This is a genomic window from Corynebacterium sp. ZY180755, assembly GCF_054331495.1.
The window spans coordinates 1473589-1495522 of the sequence record NZ_CM135811.1 but is presented as its reverse complement, the minus strand read 5'-3'; the positions used below and the strand labels follow the sequence as shown (position 1 = coordinate 1495522).

Genomic DNA, 21934 nt, shown 5'->3' with positions numbered 1-21934 from the left:
AGATTCTACAATTTCTTCTCTACGGCTCGTGGTGGATGAGTGCACGTTAAGGTTTGACTCCGGCCTGGATGGCCATCGCGGCGCCCACAATACCAGCGCGGTTACGCAGGACGGCCGGGACAACTTCTGTCCTGCAGTTGAGGTACTCGCCCCACTTGTCGAATTTACGGCTTACTCCACCGCCCACAATGATGAGATCGGGCCAGAAGAGGTTCTCATACATGGTGAGAACTTTAGAGACGCGAGTGGAAGCCCACTTTTTGTAGGAAAGCTCCTCGCGTTCGCGAACGGAGGATGCCCCAACGTGTTCGGCTTCTTCGCCACCTACTTCCATATGCCCGAGCTCAGTGTTGGGTACAAGGGTGCCGTTGACAAACAGTGCCGAACCAATTCCAGTACCCAAAGTAAGTAGCAAGACTACGCCGTCATTGGCACGTGGCTCGCCAAAGGCGAGCTCGGCCACACCGGCGGCGTCGGCGTCGTTAAGCACTGAGATCTCGCGTTCAGGAAGATAACGTTGAAAAAGTTCGGCAGCGTCTGTGCCGATCCATGACTTATCGATGTTCGCAGCAGTTTTAACAACTTGGTGGGAGACTACAGCTGGGAGGGTTACTCCTACGGGGCCGTCCCACTGTGCAAGGCGAAGGATTTCAACGATGGTCTCAGCCACTGCATCTGGGGTAGCGGGTTGAGGCGTGGCGATTTTAATGCGCTCACCTATGAACTCACCGGTGTCAAGGTTAACTTTCGCGCCCTTGATGCCTGATCCGCCAACGTCAATTCCAAAACCAATGTTCGTCATGGTTTTCCATGGTAGCTATTTTTTCGTCTCAGGTTGAGTAGTCGATGCGTCATCGTGGCGGTCTCCCTACAATAGAGAGGACCTTACAGTGACACTTGACTGCACGGAGGAAGATATCATGTACCGCTCTCATAGCTTGTCCAGTTACCAATTGCCTCATTTTATAGCTGATGTGGCGGTGGAGGCGGGCTCTCGCGATGGGGCATCGCTGGCCCGGTTTGCGGTAGAGACCGCGATTGAAGCGGCCGCCGCGATTATAGAGAAGCGCAACGAACTCGGAGATCTACGGGAATACTCCCAGACTAAATCCTCCAGTGTGGATCCAGTGACGGTAGTGGACTCTCTAGCTGAGGACCTCATTTCAGAGCGCATCGCCTCTAGGCGCGCGGGCGATGGAATCATTGGCGAGGAGGGATCTTTTGCTACGTCGGTCAGTGGCGTGACCTGGGTGGTGGATCCCATTGACGGCACGGTGAACTTTATCTACGGAATCCCCAATTTCGCGGTCTCTATCGCTGCAGCTATCGACGGAGAGGTTGTCGCTGGTGCGGTGGTTAACGTGGCTACGGGTGATTTGTTTGTCGCTGCCCGTGGGCACGGTGCCCACAAGGTCACCGCGGCGGGGCAGTTGGCCCGCCTTGAGACCACCAAGGAAACCGACTTGACCCAAGCACTGGTGGCCACGGGGTTCTCGTATAGTGCTTCCCGACGCGCCCAGCAGGCAGACATACTAGGCAGCGTGCTCCCCACGGTGCGTGACATCCGCCGCCTTGGCAGCGCGGCGCTGGACTTGTGCGCACTCGCCGAAGGAATGGTGGATTGTTACTACGAACACGGCCTGAATAGTTGGGACTATGCTGCAGGGCGAATCATTGCTGAAGAAGCAGGTGCCCACGTGGTTGCCCCCGCTCTGAGTGTCAGTGGTAATGAGGGTAGGTTGATTTGGGCCTCCACGCCCGGGGTGGTCGATCAATTTCGCCAGCTTATTAGCGGTTTTCCGGAACCCTTGGTCAAGTAAACTGGGCGTGATTTAAACCATGGTCGCGGCATCAATGGTATGGGGTAGGGACACGCATTTTTTCAAATGTTATGACTTTTGACGATGTGTGCTTTAATATGCGCGTTGACAACCATTTACTTCGCCGGTTAGCCCTCCTAGGAACATGTCGAATGAACCCAGTGGTACGAACCCGGTGAAGCCCTTTTCTCATCCTTGAAGCCATACGTTTAGAACCATAAGGAGCTGTGTCTCATGGCAACCGATTACGATGCGCCTCGTCGCCGTGCAGAGGACGAAATCGAAACTGATTCCCTCGAGGGGTTGAAGGCCCAAGAGGCAACTAATGACATGGACGATGACGGCGAAATCGTTGAAGCCTACGACATTCCAGCTGATGACCTCTCTGGTGAGGAACTGAATGTGACGGTTGTCCCACGTCGCTCTGATGAGTTCACCTGCTCCATCTGCTTCCTCGTGCAGTCCAATAAGCGAATCTCGCACACTGAGGACAATGGTGACCCAGTCTGCCTAGACTGCGCCTAAAACATGTGAAAAGGAAAAACCTCCAACTACGCTCGAGCTAAAGGAAGTAGTTGGAGGTTTTTTAAATTGGCCAGTTAGCTTTGTAGTGTTTTGATAGCTTCTTCCGCTTGGTGAGGAAGGAAAGCCTTGAGAATGGCCTCTGGGTTCTTAGTGGATACAAGCCAGTAAGGGGTAGGGTCATTGGGATCGTCCAGAACTAGCATTACCATTTCCTTTACCCAACTGCGGGAGCGCACATATGCCGCCGGGTCGAGCTGTCGACCCATAGCATTGCGCTTTGCGGATTCTGGCACGGCGAGGGAACGGGAAACTACATCGCTAGGTAGGTTAGCTTGTCCTGCCACCAGCCAACGTGTGCCATCTGGATCTTCTTCCACAGTCACGGTGGCGTTAGACATAGTAAACAACACCCACAGGGCAATTAGGCTCAAAACAATTGCTGGGACGTAGAGCCATAGATCTGAGCGGTTGAGCGCAAATTGAGCAGTAAGTAGGGCCACTAGGGCAAAAGCTAGAAGCCACCAGTACCACGGCACCCATTGGCGTTCTGAGTACAGAATCCTGGCTGAGCTTGGTGATGGGGTGTTCTCAGGTTGTGCAGTCACAATTGTTCATTGTACGTCACTTAAGTTCGTTTCCAAGTCGCCAAAATGCACTAAGGTGGTGCAGGCAAAACAACTCGTGAAAGAAAGCGCCGTTAGACATGACTGATAACAGCATTAGCTCAGTAAAAATTCGCCGACTGGATAGGGACCTGCCGCTACCTCGGCGTGCACACCGTGGTGACGCAGGCGCGGACCTGTACTCTGCAGAAACTGTAACGATCGAGCCAGGTGAGAGGGTATTGGTTGGTACCGGGATTGCCCTTGCGCTTCCGCTGGGCACTGTTGGCCTGATCCATCCGCGTTCTGGTCGTGCCAACAAAGAAGGCTTGAGCATTGTCAACACCCCAGGAACCGTGGACGCAGATTACCGCGGAGAAATAAAGGTCTGCCTCATTAACCTTGACCCTCGAACCCCGATACAGATCAATAGGGGAGAGCGCATTGCTCAGCTGGTCATTCAAAAAGTTGAACTCCTCGACTTCGAAGAAGTAGACGAGCTGGATGAAACCGTTCGTGGAGAAGGCGGATACGGCTCCACTGGCGTTAATTAGCTCAGAAGCACGTTGATGTCCACCGTGGCGTTTCGTCTAAGCGCAAAAACCCCAGCGCACCTAAACTGGTAACAAAAGCAACAATCAGTAGATATAAAGGATTTATCAAGAAAATGGCAATGTGGCCTTTTGGTAAGAAGAAGGACTCTGGGAAACCAGAGGAACCAATCGCGGATCCCAGTGCTCAGGGCCCTAGCGCTAATACCACTGACGCAACGCCAGACCTCGCTGTGTCTGGAGAAGATCAGTCTGGAAGCTTCTTCGAAGAAGGAGAACCAGATCCAATCCACGATGCGGTGAATGGTAACACCGGCCCATTTGACGGTGATCAAGTAGATTTCAAAGACTTTGATTTCTCTGATTTCTCCGCAGGTGTTCTTAACTTGGGTTCTCTCTTGGTTCCTCTTCCAAAGGGATCTGAGGTACAGGTGGAGATGGGGCCAGACGGGCCGAAGATGCTCCACATTCTTACTAAACATGGACGTGTTACCCCAGTAGCGTTCGCCGCGCCTACGTCTGCGGGCCAGTGGAAGGAAGCTACCAAGGACATCATCGAAGGGATGAAGCGCGACGGCCTCAATGTTGAGATCGAGCGAGGACCTTGGGGACGTGAGCTGGTTGGAACCATGGACAATGGTGGCGGTGTAGTTCGGATCATCGGTGTCGATGGCCCTCGATGGATGCTTCGCATGACCATGGCTGCGCCGAAGGAATCTGCCGAGAAGATGGCAGAGGTTGTACGCGAAATCACTGCGCGTACATTTGTTAACCGCGGAAGCCAGCCAATCCTCGCGGGTAATTCTTTGCCCGTTGCTCTGCCTAAGCCGCTAGCTGAGCAGGTTCAGCAAGAGATGGCGCGCCGTCAGAAGGCGGCGCAAGACAACGCCCAGCCAGCGCCGGATAGCGAGCCATCTTAAATTTTAGGCTTCACCAAGACCCCGGACCTTGGGTGCGGGGTCTTTGCTCTGGAGTAATACAGCGAGGCGTGGCAGTGGTGCTGTATTGAGCGGGCATACTAGAGTTTCACTATTCGCACATTTACGTTACGTACCGTAAAGAAAGGGCGCGTCAATCCCATGAGTCGTGATCCCCGCTCTGGAACGCAACCGGGTGTTGAGAGCAATCCGGGAAAAGAGCAGGAACTGAACCACCAGTCTTTGCTTGATCAGATGGGTGGGCTTTCCGGCTTGGTGTCGACCACACTTCCCATCTTGGTATTCCTCCCAGCAAACAACATGTGGGGTTTGAGTGGCGCGGTCCTTGCCTCACTTGGCGTGGCCGTGATCATCTTCCTGTGGCGCCTAGTGCGGAAGGAAAACCTGCAGCCAGCCCTCTCCGGGCTGATGGGCGTGGCAATCTGTGCCGGAATCGCCTGGATTATGGGGGATGCCAAAGGATACTTCCTCTACGGTATATGGATGTCGCTGATTTACGCGGTGGTATTCGTGATCTCCATTGTTGTCCGGTGGCCACTGGTGGGCGTGATCTGGAAGGGCATCAACGGTGACGGCATGGGCTGGCGCCAAGTAGGCGGTGCACGGGCGGCCTACGCATGGGCCACTGCTGCTTGGGCAGTGGTATTCTGTGCTCGCTTTGTGGTTCAGAACTTTCTATATAACGCCGATGACACCTCGGCGCTGTGGATCGCTCGCATGCTCATGGGCTGGCCTCTTACAGGACTCGTTACCTTGTTCACCGTGCTCATGGTGAAGAAGGCCAGCAGATCAATCGACCACGTCAGCGCGGACAGGGACGTGAAACAACCCAATTCTGGTATCCCAGCTTCCCAAGACTCGTAACCCGCCACATATAAAACTGAAAGAAGTGCGCAGCCATAATGGATCAAGGCACCCATGAAAATCATTCCGACACGTTAAGTAAGGGGCACACCTGCGATGTTGTCGTGGAGCGTATGGCTCATGGCGGTGAAGGCATCGCTGTCATCAACAAGCGTGTCGTGTTCATAAAGGGAGCCTTCCCTGGCGACCACGTACGAGCACGAATCACTCAGCTAAAGAAGAGTTTTGCCCGTGCTGAGCTAGTTGAGGTCATTGAGCCTTCTCCTCTCCGAGGAGCAAGCAGGTGCCGAGCCGCGGCTGCTGGTGGCGGTTGCTGTGACTTTCACGAGCTCACGCTCGATGCCGAGTTAGAGCTGAAGCGTAAGGTGCTCATTGATCAACTCCAGCGGGTAGGCAAGCTGGAGAAGCTGCCGGAGATTAGCACAATTGATTTGCAACCACACAGCCATTGGCGTACCCGCCTGCGCTTGGGTGTTGACGAACATGGCAAGGCAGGCGTACGTAAGGCGTCGTCCACTGATATCGTCACTGATGAACAGTGTGCCCAGGCTGCACCGGAACTGTACAACGGTGTTGTAGGGGTAGACGCGCCTCGTTTCACACCGGGCGCAGAAGTAGTCTCTGTCCTCGACGATGACGGTGAACACCACGTGGTCGAGATTAAGAAAGCACCTCGTGGCAGGCGCGGTGAGAGAGTGACCAAGGTCCACCGTGGTAGCGGTGTAGTCAGGCAAGCCGTCGACGGAGAGCACTTCGAGCTTCCTGCGACTGCTTTCTGGCAGGCGCACATTCACGCTGCTTCGGCGTACAGTCAGCAGATTCAAGCGTGGGTCAAAGAGCTGGGCCCTGAGTCCAACGCCCCAGTGGGATGGGATCTCTACGGCGGTGTGGGCGCTTTTGTGCCGGCGTTACTCAAAGCCCTGGGTCCACAAAGTAAGGTTCACTCCGTGGAAGCGTCCAAGCACGCCGCCGAATGTGGCTCGCGAGCTCTCATCAACGTGGCAGACCAGGTAGTCTTTCACACCGATACAGTGGAGAAGGCGCTTGCGTATCTTCCATCTGCTGATGTGGTAGTGCTAGATCCTCCCCGAGTAGGAGCAGGCCAAGATGTAGTTTCCGCCATTGCGAAAAAGGCTCCCCCTGCAGTCATCCACATAGGCTGTGATCCGGCGACTTTTGCCCGTGACGCCCATGCGTGGGTATCTAACGGGTACGCACTGGAAAAACTCACAGTTTTCAACGCGTTCCCCGGGACACACCATATGGAAACTATCGGACTGTTTATTTACGCACGTGGATAAAGGGTGTGATTGTCTCCCGATAAATCAACGGGGACGTCTGGATAAGATTGCGCGCTAAATAGGGGTAGTATTGAACGGAAGTGTTCATTCACGTGCCTAATTGTGGGTGATCCTCGCGCAATCAACGCGCTGGGTAGGAAGCCTTTCGGTCTGTTGATACAAGACGTGAGAGTAGTTGTACCTAGCGGCTGTAAAAGCTAGCGCACAAGACAAGGAAAGGTTTTAGAAAACTCTCATCATGAGCATTCTGAGTCGAGTTAATTCCCCTGCAGATTTAAAAGGGTTGTCTGTTGCGGAGCTTGAGACGTTAGCGCGTGAAATTCGGGAATTTCTAGTTGAGAAGGTGTCCGCTACCGGTGGTCACCTAGGCCCTAATCTTGGAGTGGTTGAGCTGACCACCGCTATCCACAGGGTATTCAATTCCCCAACGGATCCGGTAATTTTTGACACCTCACATCAATCGTATGTGCATAAGATTCTCACGGGTAGGCGCGACAAGTTTGACAATCTTCGTCAAAAAGACGGCATCTCCGGCTACACTGCCCGTGGTGAGAGCGAGCACGACTGGACAGAGTCATCGCATGCCTCCGCGGCCCTAAGCTACGCAGATGGTCTGGCTAAAGCCTTCCAAATCAAAGGTGAGAATAACCGTAAGGTAGTGGCCGTTGTAGGCGATGGTGCACTCACCGGCGGCATGTGCTGGGAAGCGCTCAATAACATTGCTTCAGGCAAGGATCGCGATGTCGTGGTGGTTGTCAATGACAACGGCCGTTCCTATTCACCAACCATCGGCGGTTTTGCGGAAAACATGGCCGAGCTGCGCATGCAGCCCTTCTATGACCGTGTCATGGATAAGGGCAAGAACACCCTCAAATCCATGGGATGGGTAGGCGAGCGCACCTTCGAGGCCCTTCATGCGATCAAGGAAGGTGTTAAGCACACCGTCTTACCAACGGAGATGTTTCCTGAGCTGGGGATGAAGTACATCGGTCCTGTGGACGGCCATGACATCGAATCCCTAATAGAGGCGCTGGAGTACGCGAAGGAGTATCACGGTCCTCTCATCGTTCATGTCGTGACGGAGAAGGGACGCGGCTACGCGCCAGCTGAAAACGACGTGGCCGAGTTGATGCACTCCACGGGAGTCATCAACCCTAAAACTGGTGAACCGGTTGGCACCTCATCTCCTGGTTGGACTGCGGTGTTTAGCAAGGAAATGCTTCAGCTGGGTGCCGAGCGCGAGGACATCGTTGCCATCACCGCAGCTATGGCAGGCCCGACAGGGTTGTCCGCCTTCGGCGAGCAATTCCCAGAGCGCTTCTTTGACGTCGGAATTGCCGAGCAGCATGCTATGACTTCTGCTGCTGGTTTGGCTCTGGGCGGTCTACACCCGGTGGTGGCCATCTACTCCACCTTCCTCAACCGTGCATTCGACCAGCTGCTGATGGACGTCTCCTTGCTGAACCTTCCAGTCACCTTGGTACTGGATCGGGCTGGAGTGACGGGCAGTGACGGCGCCTCTCACAACGGCGTGTGGGACATGGCGATTTGCGGCATCGTTCCGGGCATTCACGTGGCTGCACCTCGCGATGGCGAACAGCTCAAGGAGCTGTTCCGGGAGGCCGTAGAAATCACCTCTCCAACGGTGCTTCGATTCCCTAAGGGAGACCTGCCGGACGTCATTGAGGCTCAAGAACGTCTTAATGACGGCGTTGAGATCATCCGTTACAGTGATACCGAGGACAGCGACGACGCACCAAGCATCCTATTGGTGGCCGCAGGCATTATGGTTTCTACCGCTCTCAAGGCTGCTGAGAAGCTAGAAGCAGACGGTTTTTCCGTAACCGTTGTGGACCCACGCTGGGTTATGCCTGTAGCCCCAAGCGTTGTGGCTATGGCTGATGATCACGATCTGGTGGTCACTATTGAAGACGGCATCATCCACGGTGGTGTGGGATCTATGGTGGTTGAGGCGCTGAATGCCTCCAGCGTGGATACTCCAGTACGTAACTTGGCATTCCCCGAAACATTCCCCATGCACCAATCGCGCAGCGAACTGCTCGCAGAGGTAGGTCTTGACACCCTTGGCGTTACCTCAAGCATAGAAGCGTGGGTTAACGAGCTCTTCCTAAGCGAACAAGAAGGCTAAACAAAGAAATGACCGGTTCTTTTCGAACCGGTCATTTTTATAGCCCCAGCGCTGTGGCGATGATGGGAGCGACAATCTCTTTTTGCCAACTTCGGACCTCGTGACTATCCAACGCTGCGTTCAGATCACTTTCTCCGCGCAACGGGGAGCCCTCGTGGTGCGCCCATAAGATCTCGCGGAGCGTCGCCGGTTTCATCAGCTTCTCCAGCGGTACGGTGTAGCGATCACTAACCTCCTGCAAGGATGCGCTGACTGCTTCAAGAGCGGAGAAGGCTTCTGGGTTGAGGTGCGCCCAATCTTTTCTAGCGGGTGCGTCGTCTGGGCGTCGCCGTGATGGGCGCGGCCACGACTGTGGTGGTGTCTTCAGAGTTTGGTTGATAACTCTTATCCATCGGTCGGGCTGCTTGATGTAGCTACCATTTTTCTTAGACACGCTTAGGAGATGGGCACGCGTACGTGGCGTGGCAATAGCGATCTCTACCATGATCCGATCGGAGAGGATTTTCGATGACGCCACGTCTTGTCGAGCTGCAAGCTTGTCTCTGTGATGCCACAGGGCTTTGAGGACCGCTAGTTGATTAGGCTTGCGCACTTTGGAAATCCTCTTGGTGTCACGCCACGTCTTCTTTGGGTGTGGATCCCCTTGAGAAAACTCGTGACGGATGTGCTCACATTCTTGGTCAAACCAGTGCCGGGTCCCGTTCTGTTCAAGAACAGGCACGAGTGCGTGTTTCAGCTCGATGAGCAGCTCCACGTCCAGTGCAGCGTAGACGAGCCAGTCCGCGGGAAGTGGCCGTGTAGACCAGTCTGCGGCACCATAACCCTTCTTCAGGGTGTGGCCCAAGAAATTCTCCACCATGGAAGCAAGATTCACGCGTTCGACGCCACAGAACCGGCCTGCTAATTCTGTGTCGAACAGGTAGCTCGGGGCAAGTCCCAGCTCATACAAACAGCCAAGGTCTGTGGTCGCGGCGTGGATGATCCACTCTTCAGTGTTCACCACAGGACCCAAAATATGGGGAATATCGTCTCGCAGATTAACGGGGTCAATGAGTATGATGCCCGTTCCGGAGCGTTTGATCTGGATTAAGAATGCGCGCTCGTCGTACCGAAAACCAGAGGCTCTTTCGGTGTCGACGGCAATGGGGCCGCTGCCAGCGGCCAACCTTGTCGCGGCGTCGTCAAGCTCCGTGACAGTAGTGACGAGCGGAGGGACACCGCCGCGGGGCATGTTTAAGATTTCCGGCATCTCTTCTCGACTTCCTTGTCAAAATGAAAGCCGCCACGAGTTAAGGTGGCGGCTAGTAATTCGGCTTGGCTGACTTCCCTAAAGCCGAGTGTTAAATGCGTTAGGAGCGCAGCTGGGTGACACCCTCGGGTGGCAAGCCAGCAACGTTGGCTAGGACGTGAGCAAAGGCCTCGACGTGGGCGGCCAGCTCGTTATCTGTAGCTGTCCAGGAAGCGCGCATCTCAATCTGATACGCACGCGGCGGACCGCCGATCTCACCAAAACGGACTGATGCCGTTGACGTAACGGTTCCGCCTAGGTTGGTAAACTCGGCGCCTTCTTGGCTTAGGCCTTCATTGAGCCATTCCCAAGCAACGTCAGGCAGCATCGGGTCATTCGCTACGGCATCTTCCATATCAGCCTGAATGTAGGCCACCAGGCGCATGGAGCCATCCCACGTTTCATCAGAGCTTGGGTCATGCAGAAGGATCAGGCGCCCGAAGGCGTCACCGTGAGCGTCTGGAGAGACCTCATCCTCATCGTGGGTTACTTCTAGGCCGATGGCATGGCTAAATGGTGCTAGACGCTGTGGTGGGCGGATGGTGCCCAAGGAAATCTCCGCGCGTAGATTTGCTTCGTGCATGGATTCCACTGCACGGGAGAATTCTTGCGGCAGAGCTACGTCTTCGTCCACAGCACGCGGCTGTGATATCGGAGTTGCATGGGAATCAGTCACATGCCTAGCTAACTATGAGGTGGGAACGTTGTCTGGTAGGCGCGCCGGAAAAAGATGAAGGGGGGATTAATCAATAGTCCCCGCGGCGGGGGTGAGGTGGGGTCGAGTGTGATATTCCACTTTTAACGTAGAGGGCGTGTTTTTGAGTGGGAAAACCGTTGGTCTACAACTTAAGATGGATAAGGACCAAATGTGGCGAAGGTATACCATGTGCTTTTTCGCCACATGGATTATCTTAAGCCAGCTGGAAGTGCTGGAGAAAAGGACTAATTGTGGCTGCAGAACTCAATTATGACGAGCTCAACAAGGTTCAGCGTTACTCTCAGTGGGTATCCTTCAAGGCGATCCCTGGTGCGTTGGGAACGGATCGCGCTGAGATCATTGCTCAGGCGCAGGAGTACTTCTCCACGTTGGAAACCGAGGGGCTTGTTACGGTTCGTGGTATCTATGACCTCACCGGTTGCCGTGCAGACGCTGACTTCATGATCTGGTGGCATGCGCAGGAATGGGAACAAATTCAGAAGGCTCTCGCAGACTTCCGCCGCGAGACCACCCTAGGCCAACTGGTTGAGATCTTCTGGATTGGCAACGGCCTGCATCGCCCGAGCGAATTCAACAAGACCCACCTGCCTTCCTTCATTATGGGTGAGGAGCCAGAGAAGTGGATCAGTGTGTACCCGTTCGTTCGTTCCTACGATTGGTACATCATGGATCCAAAGGACCGCTCCCGCATCCTGCGAGAGCACGGCATGGCTGCCGTTGACTTCCCAGACGTACGCGCTAATACCGTGACCGCCTTCGCGATGGGGGACTACGAGTGGATGCTGGCATTTGAGGCGCCTGAATTGCACCGCATTGTGGACCTTATGCACAAGATGCGCTACACCGAGGCACGTCTGCACGTGCGTGAGGAAATCCCATTCCTCACGGGCCGTCGTGTTGATGATGTGGCAGAACTGATTGCTATTCTGCCGTAACACAAAATTTTAGCCCCAGTTCACGATCCGTGAACTGGGGCTTATTTTTACTCTTGGACTGGTTTTTCTTCCAGTGTCAGGCAAATTGAGTTGATGCAGTACCGCAAGTCTGTGGGCGTGGCGTAGCCTTCGCCGGCAAAGACATGACCCAAGTGGGACTCGCAGTTAGCGCACAACACCTCGGTGCGGGTCATGCCTAGGGAGTTGTCTTCGCGTTCTATGATGCGATCTCCCGCTAGTGGGGAGAAGAATGACGGCCAGCCACAGTGTGACTCAAACTTCTCCGTAGAGCGGAATAACTCAGCCCCACAAGCTCGACATGAATAAACACCTTCGGTGGTGGTGTTGGTGTATTTGCCAATGTGTGGTGGTTCGGTTCCAGCCTGCCTCAGCACTCGGTATTCCTCTGAGTTCAGGCGCTCGCGCCACTGGGCATCGCTAAACAGCTTGAAATCTTGTTTGTCAGTCATGCCTGCAGTGTACCTAGTTGGCCGCAGGCGCGTTATAACGCCTGTGTGGGGGATACATTATGGGGCTCGGATGGTGCCGTTGTTGCTTTCTTAGGCTGCATAACAAGCCAGACAATAGCGGCCATGGATATGGAGATAACGATCAGTGCCCAGCCCGCGGTTGCTTGGAAGAATCCAAACCAACGACCGTAGTCGCGCCATCGCTCAGAAGACCAACTATCTGGAGAGAGGCAAAGATAGATGCCCGCCCAAGCAATCGGGTTGTGCATGGCGGACATGCGCAGTACCACGGTGAATATTAATGGGAACAGCATCATGGAGTAGTACATCTGGCCCAGAGAGGAGATCAGGAATACGCCGGACAACAGCAGCCCAGTGGTAGAGCAAGCCCACAACAATGGATCGGTTTTGTGAATTTTCAACAGAGCCAGAACGCCAATAGCTACGATGATCGCAAATATTCCCAGTAGGGCGTAGGTAATGGTGTTAGAGAAGTCGAAGTAGACGGCCATTCCTCGTAAGGACGAGTTCGAGTAATCACGGACGATACCCAAATACGGAGTGGTACGGGTGAGATAATCACCTGCGCCAGGTACTAGCGGCCACGCCACCAGGTTCGCAATCACGGGAACGGTCACGCCAGCTGCGATGGTGGTCCACTGCTTGCGAACGAGCGGTAGGAAGAGCAAAGGCAGGAACAAAGGCTTGACCAAGATCGCGAGGCCAATGATGATGCCTGCGACAATATTCTTGCGGTTGAGCAAGGCCCATAGGAATCCAACTACTGCCAACAAAAGTACGCCGTTAATATTGCCAAAGATCAACGTATTGCGAACGGCCTCGGTGAGATAAGCTGCCACCACTGATGCGGGCCAGACAAACGACTTCAGACTGAATCCAAACAACCGGGTGAGCAATCCCAGTGCTGCAATGATCGCTAGCGCATTGATCAAGATGAAGATGAGTCGCCCAAGGAACACAGAGTCCCCAAAGCCCATGGGGGAGAGTAAGAGTGTTGCTCCTGGGTTGTACAGGTAGTGCGGATCCACGAAATCATAATTTTCGTTGTACACAGGTACACCATCGAGGAAGCGGCGCAATGCGTTGTGCACCGTGGTGAAGTCATCAGTTACCGAACCGTTGATCGCGAGGATGAAAACCCTGTGAATAAACAGGAAGATCGCAATAGGCCAAAGAATTACATTGCCTAGGTGATCAAAGGTTGTGCGACGTTTGAGGTTCTGGGTCTCAAACGTGCGTAGGTCTGCGCGCTTATCCGCCTTGGTGGTGTGTGCAGATGCCTCAACGGGATCTGGCGATAGGGCTGTGGGTTGGCTCATGATAACCAGACTAACTGAACCCTAGGGTGTCATTCGTCTCACACACCGCGCGCTACGAGCGAACGTAACGGATGAAAACTACTCCGTCATCGGTGACCACAACGTTGTCTGTGAGGAAGCTAATTTGCGCCTGTTTCTGGTTCTCCGTGCAATTATCGGCCGAGGTAGAAGACGGTACCAACGTGTGTAAGGTGGGAGTCACTATTGAGGGGTCTATTGTGTGGTGAAATACGTCCACCATGTCTTGTAGGAAGAAACTACGCAAAGTAGTGGGGCCGCCTTCGAGCAGAATCCTGTTGTAACCACGGTCTTGAAGGCTGCGGACGATGTGGGGCGGATCTGAAGTATCGCAGTAAATGACGCCTTGGCATACATGTTCTAGCTTGTCGGCTTTATCCGCACTCGCGGGAGGGGTAATGATCAGCGGGGGAACAACCGTATCCACGAAGATCTTGGATTTGGGCGTGAATGGTAAAGAGGTAGACAAGATGCCAATAGGCGGGGTGTCCTCCTGTCCGCGGGCCAAACGTGAAGTGCGGTAGAACTCATCCAATTTCACGCCCCCGTACTGCTCCTGAAGAATTGTCCCTGATCCCGCAACTACCACGTCGGCCCACGCACGAAGATGCATAAGGAGCTTAAAGTCCAACTCATTGCCCAGTCCCCCGGACACTCCATCCAATGAGGTTGAACCATTAATGGAGCTCACTGCGATTGCGCGAACTTCCTTTTGCTGGGAGGTCGGACCGAGGATGAGATCCAAAATGTACCGATGGGGCACAGTTTCAGAATCCTCATTCACGCCAGACTTCTCAACGCCAAGCTGCCTATACCGCATTTCTGATCACCTCACATGAACCTCAACTGGACTACTGATCCTGATATTATCCGCATTCTGTTCGAACAGTTTCCACGGAATACTTCTTGGTAAAGGGCAATGAGTAAACAGAGGCCTCCATCTGCTCTGGTGGGCAACAGCTACGCGAATGCTTCTTGGCGGTAAAGGCGCGCCGGGTCTAGGGGTTGGGGAGAGGCGGCTGCCATAGTGCTGAGTGTCGGTCGCTAAACTACATCGCTGTAATCCGAGATAATGGTTCCTTACCTGCAGATTTGTATTAAACAGTACGAGTGGGCTAAAGTTTTGTTTCGCACCACAACGGTGCATGCGGATGTAGCGCAGTTGGTAGCGCATCACCTTGCCAAGGTGAGGGTCGCGAGTTCGAGTCTCGTCATCCGCTCCACGTCATTTTTTGACGTAATTTTGCGCGTTTAGCTCAGCGGGAGAGCGCTTCCCTGACACGGAAGAGGTCACTGGTTCAATCCCAGTATCGCGCACAAGAGCATCAATCACTGCTCTTTAAAAAATAAGGATTATGCGGATGTAGCGCAGTTGGTAGCGCATCACCTTGCCAAGGTGAGGGTCGCGAGTTCGAGTCTCGTCATCCGCTCAAGGTATGTTTTAAACGTATCGGAGGCGGTAACGCCGCGGTGGAATGGCCGAGTGGTGAGGCAACGGTCTGCAAAACCGTGCACACGGGTTCGATTCCCGTTTCCACCTCGCAGCAATGCGCGTTTAGCTCAGCGGGAGAGCGCTTCCCTGACACGGAAGAGGTCACTGGTTCAATCCCAGTATCGCGCACCAGAGCAATCGGTTCTTGCTCTTAAATCTAAAGAATCATGCGGATGTAGCGCAGTTGGTAGCGCATCACCTTGCCAAGGTGAGGGTCGCGAGTTCGAGTCTCGTCATCCGCTCCACTGGGGAGAGGCAGTAGCCTCTCCCTTTTTGTATTGCTCAGCTAAGTGGTGTGGTTCACACTTAATTGTCGGAACTTTTGCTTGATGTGACACGACTACTTAATCAGTCACCGTTAGAAGGCACAGCGCGGTGGCTTTTGCCTAATCAACAGTGCTACGGTGTGCTCCTACACCCGTTTATCCTTATCTATCAAGGAGTCCTTTAATGGAATCTCTGAAGCTTAACCGAGTTGGCGCAGCCCTTTTCGCATCTGCTTCCGTACTGGTAGCCGCGGGCGTTGGTGTGGCACCAGCGTGGGCACATGATGCCGTGGTCGGTGGCAGCCCAGCAGACGGTCAGGTGGTGGAGCAGTTCCCATCTTCGATCACTTTGGACTTTTCCGGAGTTCCTAAAGAAGGGTTCAACACCATGTCCGTGTTGAACCAAGACCAGGAAATTCTCTTCACTGGTGAGCCTGTGGTGGAAGGGCAGTCGATCACTATCGATGTGCCAGAGGACCTAGATCCAGGCGCAGGTGAGTACACCGTTGGTTTCCAGATCACTTCCTCGGACGGCCATGCCACCCGTGGCAAGACCACCTTCACCGTGGAAGGTGATCCCACCGAAACTGGGAATTCTGCGGATCTAGCGTCGGAAAGCGATCGGGAAGCCCATAGCGCTGAGAATCAGAACCCTTCCAACAATGCAACAACCGAAGAATCCTTCGACTCAGCTGCTGCCGTTATCGGTTCGTTAGCGGCAGTCTTGGCCGTAGGTGCTGTGATTGTGCTGTTGATTCGACGTAACAAAATGGGCCAGTAAGCCCATCCCACAGTAGTATTCGAACCCTGTTCAGCAGAGTTTTAGTCAAGAAAGCGAAGCTCACATGAAGTCTCAAACCACACTTGCCAAGGTAGTCATCAGCACCGTTGCTGTTTCTGCGCTGGCGCTGGCCGGATGTTCAAACTCCCAAACTGATTCCACCGAGAAGGTAGAAACGGCAACCTCAGTTGCGGCGCCTGCAGAGGCTTCTGCTGGGGCTACCAGTGAGGCGGCAGCGGTAGAAGGCGTCGCGTTCGCCAACTCCTACGTGAGGGCAATGGATGAAGGCGCCATGATGACCGCTATTTTCGGTGAACTTATCAACAACACCGATGCAGAAGTTCAGGTCCAATCTTTCACCGCCACCATCGATGCAGATTCCTTCGAACTGCATGAGGTCGTGGATGGCCAGATGCGGATGAAGGAAGACGGCTTTACCATCCCAGCGGGTGAGACCCTCGTGCTACAGCCTGGTCATGAGCACATGATGGTCATGGGTGTTAAGACTCCGGTCAAGGCCGGTGAAACCGTAGACCTCACTATCACTCTCGGTGACGGCACCACCGTCGACGTCCCAGAGGTTCCAGTTCGCAGTGTGGGCGCTGGCGATGAGAACTACGGAGACCTTGAGAGCGGCGAGATGGGACACACTGAACATTCAGAGCATGCAGAGCACGCTGGTATGAGTTCCGAAGCACCTTCAATGTAATCAACGTGACTTTGATTTCACTCGAACTAACATGAACTGATAGCCGTTAGTCTGGAAAGCGACACCAGTCTGACGGCTATTTCTTTTTATTGGAGGAATGATTCCATGGTCGCCATAAGGCGTAACCGTTCGGCAGAGAATCCGGAACCAGAGCAGAGCAGGCACAGCCAAAGAAAGACCGTCACACGCCGTGGTTTCCTTCTCGGCTCTGGCGTACTTGCCTCCGCCGGCGCACTAGCTGCTTGTGCCGATGAGGCCGACGACAACGGGGTAGTAGCGGGGGATGGCGGGCCGCTGCAGGCTGATAACCCAAATAAGAATGCATCCCAGATCGGGCAAGAGACCGTGGCTTTTGATGATGTCCACCAGGCGGGCATTTACACCAAGGCTCCCGGATTCTTGAACATGGTGGCCTTCGACTTTCGTGCTGGAGTAGGTAGGGAAGAGGTCAAGAACTTGCTTCGTCTGTGGACGGAAGACGCCCGGAGGCTAACGCAGGGACAAAACCCGTTGGGCTCCCTAGAGCCTGAGATGACTACCAAACCAGCAAACCTCACTGTCACCTGTGGTTTCGGCTCTCGCTTTTTCGATGTAGTGGGCAAAGTGGACCAGAAGCCCGAGTGGATTGATGCGATGCCTAAGTTTGATAAGGACAAGCTGGATCCGCAGTGGGGGCAGTCGGACTTGGTCTTGCAGATTTGTTGCGATGATCCTGTGACCCTAGCGTTTGCCACCCGGCATATGACCCGAGCGGGCCAGCAGTACGTGGAGACTAAATGGTTGCAGCAGGGATTCCTCAATGCCCAAGGTGTGCGTGCCCAGGGTGAGACACCGCGAAATCTGTTTGGGCAGAAAGATGGCACCATCAATCCGGCTACTGAAAAAGACTACGACGAACAGGTCTGGATTAAAGAGGGCGACGATTCCCCTGCCTGGATGCGTGAGGGCACCGCGATGGTTGTTCGTCGCATAGAGATGAACCTAGACACCTGGGAAATGCTCGATCGTGACTCCCGCGAAGTAACCATCGGTCGTACCTTGGACGAGGGAGAGCCACTGTCCGGTGGACACGAATTTGATGACCCAGACTTTGAGGCCCGTGATGAGTTTGGTCTGCCAAAGGTAGATCCAAACTCCCATGTTGCTCTCAGTTTTCCAGAAAACAATGACACCTCCCAGCGCATGCTTCGCCGAGCTTTCAATTACAATGACGCTCCCGTGCCTGGTTCTGGCAAGCTCACCAACGCTGGCCTAGTGTGGTGCGCGTTCCAAAAGGATCCACGCACCGCATTTATCACCGTGCAACAGAGGCTTAACGACGGCGACCGCCTAAACGAGTGGATCACGCACATTGGCTCCGCCATGTTCGCTGTTCCGCCGGGAACGGCTACCGACGGCAGCCGTGACGCATACTGGGGTGCTTCACTTCTGGAATCCTAGGGATTCGTTGTAGACTGATCGTCAATGTCACGAAGCACGCTTCTTACGTGGGAGCGTGCTTCATTCATGAAATGTCATGGATGATCGCAGAGAAATCCGCGCGTGGCCAAACAACTTTTGTAAAGCACAGTGCGTCCAGGTATGACGTAGGGTGCGCGAGCGCAGTAAAGGAGCGCATGTACACATGGCACACGAACCAGTAGCTCACGTTCAAGAGTTTGACGCTTTCACGGTTGCCGCTGGCACCCCAGTGGGCGCGGCAATGCGTGAGTTGGACTTGCCAAACAAGGGCGAGAACGCCATCGTCTGCGTGAAAGACGCAGAGGGCAACTTGAAGGATTTGTCCTTCATCCCTGAAACAGACTCTGAGTTCACCCCGGTGGCTGCTAATACGGAAAACGGTCGCGCGGTCATCCGACACTCTTGTGCTCACGTTCTAGCGCAGGCTGTTCAGGCGGAGTTCCCAGGCACCAAGCTGGGTATTGGACCTGCTATCGATTCCGGTTTCTACTACGACTTCCAGGTCGATGAGCCTTTCACCCCTGAGGATCTGAAGACGCTGGAAAAGCGAATGAAGAAGATCATCAAACAGGGACAGAAGTTCGTTCGTGGTGTGTATGAATCCCCGGAAGCAGCTGCTGAGGATTTGAAGGATGAGCCATTCAAGCTCGAACTGATCCAGGACAAAGGTAACGTCGATCCTGATTCCGATGAAGCAACTGAGGTAGGCGCAGGCGAGCTCACCTACTACGCTAACGTCAACCCACGCACCGACGAGGTGGAGTGGCACGATCTTTGCCGTGGCCCACACATCCCAACCACTAAGTACATCCCAGCCTTTGCCCTCACCCGTTCCTCCGCGGCCTACTGGCGCGGTGACCAATCCAATGCTGGCCTCCAGCGCATTTACGGTACAGCATGGGAGTCCAAGGAGGCGCTCGAGGAATACCAGCACATGCTGGCTGAGGCTGAAAAGCGCGATCACCGTCGTCTGGGTCAAGAATTGGACCTGTTCAGTTTCCCAGATGAAATCGGATCCGGTTTTCCTGTTTTCCATCCAGATGGTGGCATCATCCGCATGGAGATGGAGGAGCACTCCCGCCGTCGCCACATCCAGTCCGGCTACTCTTTTGTGAACACCCCGCACATCACCAAGGGCGACCTATTTGCCAAGTCTGGACACTTGGACTTCTACGCTGATGGCATGTTCCCCCCGATGCAGCTGGACGGCGAGTACGACGAGGACGGCAATTGCACCAAGCAGCCTCAGGACTACTACGCCAAGCCAATGAACTGCCCGTTCCACAACCTAATCTTCGCATCTCGCGGCCGTTCCTACCGTGAATTGCCGCTGCGTTTGTTCGAGTTCGGTACCGTTTACCGCTACGAGAAGTCCGGCGTTATCCACGGCCTGACTCGCGCCCGTGGATTCACTCAGGACGATGCTCACATTTATTGCACCGAGGACCAGCTGGAAGAGGAGCTGACCTCCGTACTGGACTTCATCATCTCTTTGCTGAAGGACTACGGCTTGGATGACTTCTACTTGGAGCTGTCCACCAAGGACCCAAACAAGTTTGTAGGTTCTGACGAGATTTGGGAGCGTTCCACGGACATCCTCCAGCGCGTTGCAGATAAGTCTGGTCTAGATCTGGTCCCAGACCCAGCAGGCGCAGCTTTCTACGGGCCTAAGATCTCCGTCCAGGCGCGCGATGCAATTGGGCGTACCTGGCAGATGTCAACTGTTCAGCTGGACTTCAACCTGCCAGAACGCTTTAACCTTGAGTACACCGCAAGCGATGGAACCAAGAAGCGCCCAATCATGATCCACCGCGCATTGTTCGGCTCCATCGAGCGGTTCTTTGGTGTCTTGCTTGAGCACTACGCTGGCGCGTTCCCAGCATGGCTGGCGCCGCACCAAGTTGTAGGAATTCCTGTGGCCGAAGCGTTTTCCGAGCACCTCGAGGCCGTAGCTTCCAAGCTGCGTGAGCATGGCGTTCGCGTTGACGTTGATACTTCCGATGATCGTATGCAGAAGAAGATTCGTAACCACACCCAAGCTCGCGTACCGTTCATGCTTCTTGCCGGTGCCCGTGACGTTGAAGCAAACGCTGTATCGTTCCGTTTCTTGGATGGAACTCAAGTAAATGGTGTGGATGTTGATGAAGCTGTCAAGATCATCACCGAATGGATAGCATCCCGCTCCAATGAGCAGCCAACTAAGGAAAATATTGAGGCTAAGCGTAGCTAATTGAGGTTAGTGACTAACTAAGTCCACTGATAACGGCGTTACCCATGGGTAACGCCGTTATCTTTCTTTAACTGCGATTCAAAGCTGCATACAGCCCAAAAGGCGGTAGAGTCTTAACCGTTCAGTGCGCCTAGCTTCACCCAGAGGGTGCAGCGGGTGCCGTTAAACTCCACAAAGCTACATAAGGTTTATTCAAGCGTGAGTACAAACGAGTTCATCCAGGACCAACTGTCTGGCAGTTATGTCGATTCTGGGGTTGGTGTGCCTGATCGTCTTGTCCGGCTTTGGGCCCCGTACCGCATGAACTACATCACTAACAAGGTTGGGGATGACGCCACCAGCAAGGGTGCTTCTACGAAGAAAGATCGCAAGAACCCGTTCATTGAGATCCCAAAGATGAGTGATGAAGATGGGCTCATTGTTGCACGCGGTGAACTTGTGTACGCAGTGCTGAATCTTTTCCCATATAACTCGGGTCATCTCATGGTGGTTCCATACCGTGAGGAAGCCAACTCTGGAGAACCTCACCCTTCAGGAGTCCAGTGAGCTGATGCTGTTTGCGCAGACCGCCATTAGGGTGCTCAAGAAAGTTTCGCGTCCAGACGCGGTTAACGTGGGTTTCAATTTGGGTAAGGCATCAGGCGGATCCGTAGGCCAGCATTTACATATGCACATCGTGCCGCGATGGACGGGTGATGCTAATTTCATGACTATTGTGGACGGCACGAAAGTTCTGCCGCAGCTGTTGAAAGACACCCGGTCGCTTCTTGCAGGCACGTGGGCGGATATGGACGATGCACCAGGGGAAGCTCATGCTTAGTGTGAAAGGACGCAGGCCAGTTTCGGTTGTCGTGGAACCAGTGGCAAAGGCACTGTTGAAAGCTGGGCTCACCCCAAACGTCGTCACAGTCCTAGGGGCCTTCATTGCCATGGCAGTAGCTGTGTTGTTGATACCGACGGGTCATTTAGTTTTGGCGGCCGTGCTTACTGGACTTTTCGCTGCTCTAGATATGATCGACGGCACCATGGCGAGGTTGAGTGGTGGCGGAACCAAGTTTGGTGCCACTCTGGACGCCACCTGTGACAGGCTTACCGATGGTGTACTGTTCTCGGCTATTACGTGGTGGCTAATTTTCTCCCATAACGCTCACCCTGCGCTGATTGCGGCTTCAATGTCGGTGATCTTTACCTCTCAGGTAATTTCCTACGTCAAAGCCCGTGGCGAGGCAAGTGGATTCACGATGGTTGGCGGGCTTATTGAACGTCCGGAGCGTCTAATCTTGGGATTGGTGGGTATAGGCCTGACGGGTCTTGGTGTGCCTTACGCGATTGAGATCGCGATGTGGCTGCTTGCGCTTGGATCTGTTTTCACTGTTGTACAGAGGCTGATGATCGCGTCTAAGTCTGAGTTGGCTCAGGATAAGATCGCTGCGCCAAAGGGAGCCAAGGAATTTTCTGCTGAGGTTAAGTAGCGCC

20 protein-coding genes, 6 tRNA genes and 1 pseudogene are annotated in these 21934 nt (G+C 54.2%); 20 read left to right on the top strand and 7 right to left on the bottom strand.

Annotated features, from left to right (window positions below; genetic code table 11):
* Window positions 1–46 precede the first annotated feature (46 nt).
* Window positions 47–802 carry a polyphosphate--glucose phosphotransferase gene (gene ppgK, locus ACXM2N_RS06910; protein WP_458487198.1) on the bottom strand — a complete coding sequence of 252 codons (756 nt, stop codon included), beginning with the start codon at window positions 800–802 and terminating at the stop codon, window positions 47–49.
* An 88-nt stretch (window positions 803–890) separates the two neighbouring features.
* Between ppgK and ACXM2N_RS06905 the strand changes: the two genes are divergently transcribed.
* On the top strand, window positions 891–1820 hold the full coding sequence (locus tag ACXM2N_RS06905) for an inositol monophosphatase family protein (protein ID WP_458487196.1): 930 nt from the start codon (window positions 891–893) through the stop codon (window positions 1818–1820).
* Between the two features lie 234 nt (window positions 1821–2054).
* Window positions 2055–2345, top strand: coding sequence for a DUF4193 domain-containing protein (locus tag ACXM2N_RS06900; RefSeq protein WP_458487194.1), 291 nt, complete (start codon window positions 2055–2057; stop codon window positions 2343–2345).
* A gap of 74 nt (window positions 2346–2419) precedes the next feature.
* Here ACXM2N_RS06900 and ACXM2N_RS06895 read toward each other — a convergent pair whose 3' ends face one another.
* On the bottom strand, window positions 2420–2950 hold the full coding sequence (locus tag ACXM2N_RS06895; protein WP_458487192.1) for a DUF3093 domain-containing protein: 531 nt from the start codon (window positions 2948–2950) through the stop codon (window positions 2420–2422).
* A gap of 98 nt (window positions 2951–3048) precedes the next feature.
* Between ACXM2N_RS06895 and dut the strand changes: the two genes are divergently transcribed.
* From dut to dxs, 5 genes are all read left to right on the top strand, one after another.
* Window positions 3049–3501: a dUTP diphosphatase gene (gene dut / locus ACXM2N_RS06890; protein WP_458487190.1), complete on the top strand. Its 453-nt coding sequence runs from the start codon at window positions 3049–3051 to the stop codon at window positions 3499–3501.
* Window positions 3502–3614: 113 nt separating this feature from the next.
* A complete protein-coding gene (locus tag ACXM2N_RS06885) occupies window positions 3615–4418 on the top strand; it encodes a DUF3710 domain-containing protein (RefSeq protein ID WP_458487188.1) in 804 nt (267 codons plus the stop codon).
* A 159-nt stretch (window positions 4419–4577) separates the two neighbouring features.
* The gene (locus tag ACXM2N_RS06880; RefSeq protein WP_458487186.1) at window positions 4578–5300 is read left to right on the top strand and encodes a DUF3159 domain-containing protein; all 723 of its coding nucleotides are present in this window, start codon (window positions 4578–4580) and stop codon (window positions 5298–5300) included.
* Between the two features lie 38 nt (window positions 5301–5338).
* Window positions 5339–6601, top strand: coding sequence for a class I SAM-dependent RNA methyltransferase (locus ACXM2N_RS06875; protein WP_458487184.1), 1263 nt, complete (start codon window positions 5339–5341; stop codon window positions 6599–6601).
* A 238-nt stretch (window positions 6602–6839) separates the two neighbouring features.
* On the top strand, window positions 6840–8750 hold the full coding sequence (gene dxs / locus ACXM2N_RS06870; RefSeq protein ID WP_458487182.1) for a 1-deoxy-D-xylulose-5-phosphate synthase: 1911 nt from the start codon (window positions 6840–6842) through the stop codon (window positions 8748–8750).
* Window positions 8751–8787: 37 nt separating this feature from the next.
* Here the strand turns inward: dxs and ACXM2N_RS06865 are convergent, their stop codons facing one another.
* The gene (locus tag ACXM2N_RS06865) at window positions 8788–9999 is read right to left on the bottom strand and encodes an HRDC domain-containing protein (protein ID WP_458487180.1); all 1212 of its coding nucleotides are present in this window, start codon (window positions 9997–9999) and stop codon (window positions 8788–8790) included.
* A 100-nt stretch (window positions 10000–10099) separates the two neighbouring features.
* Complete coding sequence (locus tag ACXM2N_RS06860; RefSeq protein ID WP_458487178.1) at window positions 10100–10714, bottom strand: DUF3000 domain-containing protein; 615 nt, start codon at window positions 10712–10714, stop codon at window positions 10100–10102.
* A gap of 272 nt (window positions 10715–10986) precedes the next feature.
* Here ACXM2N_RS06860 and hemQ point away from each other — a divergent pair, with 272 nt between their 5' ends.
* Window positions 10987–11691, top strand: a complete 705-nt coding sequence (hemQ, locus tag ACXM2N_RS06855) for a hydrogen peroxide-dependent heme synthase (RefSeq protein WP_458487176.1) — start codon at window positions 10987–10989, stop codon at window positions 11689–11691.
* 47 nt (window positions 11692–11738) lie between these two features.
* Here hemQ and msrB read toward each other — a convergent pair whose 3' ends face one another.
* The 3 genes from msrB to ACXM2N_RS06840 are packed head-to-tail and all read right to left on the bottom strand — an operon-like array spanning window position 11739 to window position 14339.
* Window positions 11739–12161 (bottom strand): peptide-methionine (R)-S-oxide reductase MsrB, encoded by a 423-nt coding sequence (msrB, locus tag ACXM2N_RS06850; protein WP_458487174.1) that lies wholly within the window; start codon window positions 12159–12161, stop codon window positions 11739–11741.
* 32 nt (window positions 12162–12193) lie between these two features.
* The gene (locus ACXM2N_RS06845; RefSeq protein ID WP_458487172.1) at window positions 12194–13501 is read right to left on the bottom strand and encodes a glycosyltransferase family 87 protein; all 1308 of its coding nucleotides are present in this window, start codon (window positions 13499–13501) and stop codon (window positions 12194–12196) included.
* A 52-nt stretch (window positions 13502–13553) separates the two neighbouring features.
* Window positions 13554–14339: a pyrimidine reductase family protein gene (locus ACXM2N_RS06840; RefSeq protein WP_458487170.1), complete on the bottom strand. Its 786-nt coding sequence runs from the start codon at window positions 14337–14339 to the stop codon at window positions 13554–13556.
* Window positions 14340–14666: 327 nt separating this feature from the next.
* Between ACXM2N_RS06840 and ACXM2N_RS06835 the strand changes: the two genes are divergently transcribed.
* From ACXM2N_RS06835 to pgsA, 12 genes and pseudogenes are all read left to right on the top strand, one after another.
* Window positions 14667–14742: transfer RNA gene (locus ACXM2N_RS06835), tRNA-Gly, on the top strand.
* A gap of 22 nt (window positions 14743–14764) precedes the next feature.
* Window positions 14765–14836 (top strand) — tRNA-Val (locus ACXM2N_RS06830).
* Window positions 14837–14876: 40 nt separating this feature from the next.
* Window positions 14877–14949, top strand: a tRNA-Gly gene (locus tag ACXM2N_RS06825).
* A 39-nt stretch (window positions 14950–14988) separates the two neighbouring features.
* A tRNA-Cys gene (locus ACXM2N_RS06820) sits at window positions 14989–15059 on the top strand.
* A 9-nt stretch (window positions 15060–15068) separates the two neighbouring features.
* Window positions 15069–15143 (top strand) — tRNA-Val (locus tag ACXM2N_RS06815).
* A gap of 37 nt (window positions 15144–15180) precedes the next feature.
* Window positions 15181–15256, top strand: a tRNA-Gly gene (locus ACXM2N_RS06810).
* A gap of 205 nt (window positions 15257–15461) precedes the next feature.
* Window positions 15462–16058, top strand: a complete 597-nt coding sequence (locus ACXM2N_RS06805) for a copper resistance CopC family protein (protein ID WP_458487168.1) — start codon at window positions 15462–15464, stop codon at window positions 16056–16058.
* A 64-nt stretch (window positions 16059–16122) separates the two neighbouring features.
* Window positions 16123–16767: a copper chaperone PCu(A)C gene (locus ACXM2N_RS06800; RefSeq protein ID WP_458487166.1), complete on the top strand. Its 645-nt coding sequence runs from the start codon at window positions 16123–16125 to the stop codon at window positions 16765–16767.
* Window positions 16768–16872: 105 nt separating this feature from the next.
* Complete coding sequence (locus ACXM2N_RS06795; RefSeq protein WP_458487164.1) at window positions 16873–18207, top strand: Dyp-type peroxidase; 1335 nt, start codon at window positions 16873–16875, stop codon at window positions 18205–18207.
* Between the two features lie 184 nt (window positions 18208–18391).
* Window positions 18392–20458 (top strand): threonine--tRNA ligase, encoded by a 2067-nt coding sequence (thrS, locus tag ACXM2N_RS06790; RefSeq protein ID WP_458487162.1) that lies wholly within the window; start codon window positions 18392–18394, stop codon window positions 20456–20458.
* 216 nt (window positions 20459–20674) lie between these two features.
* Window positions 20675–21278 (top strand): annotated as a pseudogene (locus ACXM2N_RS06785) (HIT family protein).
* Window positions 21271–21930 carry a phosphatidylinositol phosphate synthase gene (gene pgsA / locus ACXM2N_RS06780; RefSeq protein ID WP_458487160.1) on the top strand — a complete coding sequence of 220 codons (660 nt, stop codon included), beginning with the start codon at window positions 21271–21273 and terminating at the stop codon, window positions 21928–21930. The pseudogene ACXM2N_RS06785 and the gene pgsA overlap by 8 nt, the downstream one beginning before the upstream one ends.
* Window positions 21931–21934 lie beyond the last annotated feature (4 nt).